Here is a 2,555-nt window from a genome sequence, read left to right on the forward strand (position 1 = left end):
AACCTAAACTGAAGCGGTCATCGCTGAGGCACGCACTCGCTTTGCGCATCATCCTCCCCCGAACTGCATGCCTTCGGCACAAACGAGCCCTGCAAGCCTTCGGTTGGCCTTCAAACTGTTGGGTACACCATCCGCTCATTCGAAGAACTGTGGTCGTCCTCCCAAAGTAGTCGAATAGCGTGCTTGGTTGGTTGGAGAACGCCGGGCTTTGCGGCCTAACGTTGAAGCTGAGCCGCGATCGGCGGCTTGCCGAAGCGAGTCGGATCGAGCGACCGGTTAGGCCACATCAGTTTCGCAACCCAGACCCGCTTAAACATACAAGACCTCGACCTCTTGCGTTTGCCCTGTGTGGAAGGCTTCGGCGAATGCCAACACCTCTTCTAGTGATTCGTCGGGGTGCGACGTGGTGACGATCAAATGGTTCGACTTGCTCAACGCTTCAGCGCAGAGCAAGTCCAGAGCCTCTTCCCACTCCGGCGCGTCCCGTCCTACCGCACATACCAGGCTGACTTTGCTCTCCACTAGATCAGCCAACACAGGAGCCCCGAGTTCAGGTGAGTACCCTTTGGTAGATACGAGAACAACCTTCCCAGGATGAAGCATTTCAGTTGTCTAACGTTCGACGTAAGGGGCGGCCCGCTTGCGGGACGTCCCCTTGACGGAGGGGTTAGGCATAGCCGGCCTCCGACTCGGATGAAGGATAGACGGAAAGCTCGAGAGCGATGCCGGCCTCGCCCAAGGCGACCAAGAGCGAGGGCTCAAAGACAAATGATGCCCAGTAAGGCGGCTTGGACTCGGTTCCGAAGTCGGCGACGACGCGCTCGACACCCGGAAAGGACACCAACTTGGTGAGCCATTCGCGGTGAGCTTGGAGAAACGCGAGGGCATCGCTGATCTGCGTAGGGAGGTCGGAAAACTCTGCGTCGCTGACTTGGAATCGTACCCCGGACGTCTTGTTCGCACTCGCGCCCTGAGACTTCTTCTCGCCCTTCTTCCACGTGTTGAGGGGCGCGACCCGGCATTGAACCAGGAAGGCTTCCACGTCGAAGTTCGCGCCGGCCGCTCGTAATACGCAACTCATGGCTATGCCTAACTAGGTTGTAGGGCGACAGTTCTGCTGGATAACACCGGAGCCTGTCTGCATAGCATCGGACACATCACCGGCCTGCAGACCGCGCCATTGCTTGATTTCTTGCATATCGGCTGTTAATTTATACAGCACTAACGGCCGACAAATCCGGCACAACGTCAGTTTCGTCGAAGAGGGCTCGCCTCGGGGCCTCTAGCCGAAGGCTTGTCGCCCAGAAGGGTGGATTGGAGGCAAGGATGCCGGGCTCGTCAATCGCACCTGAGAGGGTGCCGCCGCCAGTGCCCGCCGCCGACTTGCCTCCCCTGCGGTCCAAGCGGCTCCTGGATCAGTTGCGCGAGCGCATTCGCTTCCTGCACTACAGCCTGCGCACGGAAGAGGCCTATGTGTACTGGTGTCGGGCGTTCATCCGTTTTCACCGGCTGCAGCATCCGAAGGACTTGGGCGCCGAGGCCGTCGAAGCGTTCTTGAGCTGGCTGGCTGACGAACGACGAGTGGCTTCTTCGACCCATCGCCAGGCGCTATCGGCCTTGCTGTTCTTGTACGGCAAGGTGCTGGGTGTGAATCTGCCCTGGATGCAGGAAATCGGTCGACCGCGCAGCCAGCGCCGGATTCCCGTCGTGCTGACCCGAGAGGAACTGGGCCGGGTGTTCGCCATGATGCAGGGTGAGCATGCGCTGTTGGCGCAGTTGCTCTATGGCACGGGACTTCGAATCGCCGAGGCGCTGCAGCTCAGGGTCAAGGACCTGGACTTCTCGCACCGCGCCCTCATCGTAAGGCACGGCAAAGGGGGCAAGGATCGCGTGCTTATGCTGCCGGAGGCCTTGCAGATCCCGCTCAAGGTGCAGTTGCAGCGCGCCCACGTGCTCTGGTCCGCTGACCAAGCTGCAGGCAAAGGCGGCGTCGAGATGCCGGATGCGCTAGAGCGCAAGTACCCACGTGCCGGGGCCTCGTGGGCGTGGTTCTGGGTGTTTCCGCAGGATCATCATTCGGTGGATCCTCGCTCGGGTGTCGTGCGCCGGCACCATCTCTACGACCAAACCTTTCAGCGGGCCTTCAAGCGAGCGATCCAAGGAGCTGACATCCACAAGCCGGCAACGCCGCACACGCTGCGGCATTCGTTCGCTACGCACCTGCTGCAGGATGGCTATGACATTCGGACGGTACAGGATCTCCTGGGCCATGCCGACGTCGCCACCACCATGATCTACACGCATGTGCTCAAGGTCGGCGGAGGGGCTGTGCGCAGTCCCATGGACGCACTGGCGGCACAGTCGGGCGCGCAACTGCACGCGGCCTTGGAGAGCCACCAGAGAGCAGTCGCTCGTTAATGACTGCTAGCAGCCTGAGGACTAAACCGCTCTCGCGGTAGCCGCTTCGGCCAGGCTCGCTGCCGCTCGAAGCCCTATTCCTGCCACCGTTGACCAGCGAGGCATTCCGCCTCGCTCTTCAACAGGAGCAGGATCAT

2 protein-coding genes are annotated in these 2,555 nt (G+C 60.8%); one reads left to right on the forward strand and one right to left on the reverse strand.

Features of this window, described 5'->3' with window-relative positions; translation table 11 throughout:
• Nucleotides 1-667 precede the first annotated feature (667 nt).
• Nucleotides 668-1,042, reverse strand: coding sequence for a hypothetical protein (locus H5407_RS23365; protein WP_183106890.1), 375 nt, complete (start codon nt 1,040-1,042; stop codon nt 668-670).
• A 284-nt stretch (nt 1,043-1,326) separates the two neighbouring features.
• Between H5407_RS23365 and H5407_RS23370 the strand changes: the two genes are divergently transcribed.
• Entirely contained in the window at nt 1,327-2,418 is a 1,092-nt protein-coding gene (locus H5407_RS23370; protein WP_183106891.1) for an integron integrase, read from the forward strand.
• The last annotated feature ends 137 nt before the right edge of the window (nt 2,419-2,555 follow it).

Origin of the sequence: Mitsuaria sp. WAJ17 (assembly GCF_014174515.1) — a bacterium.
Classification (GTDB): Bacteria; Pseudomonadota; Gammaproteobacteria; order Burkholderiales; family Burkholderiaceae_C; genus Roseateles_B.

Excerpts from the sequence above, each read along its gene's own strand:
- H5407_RS23370 (WP_183106891.1), top strand. The coding sequence starts at position 1,327 with ATGCCGGGCTCGTCAATCGCACCTGAGAGGGTGCCGCCGCCAGTGCCC.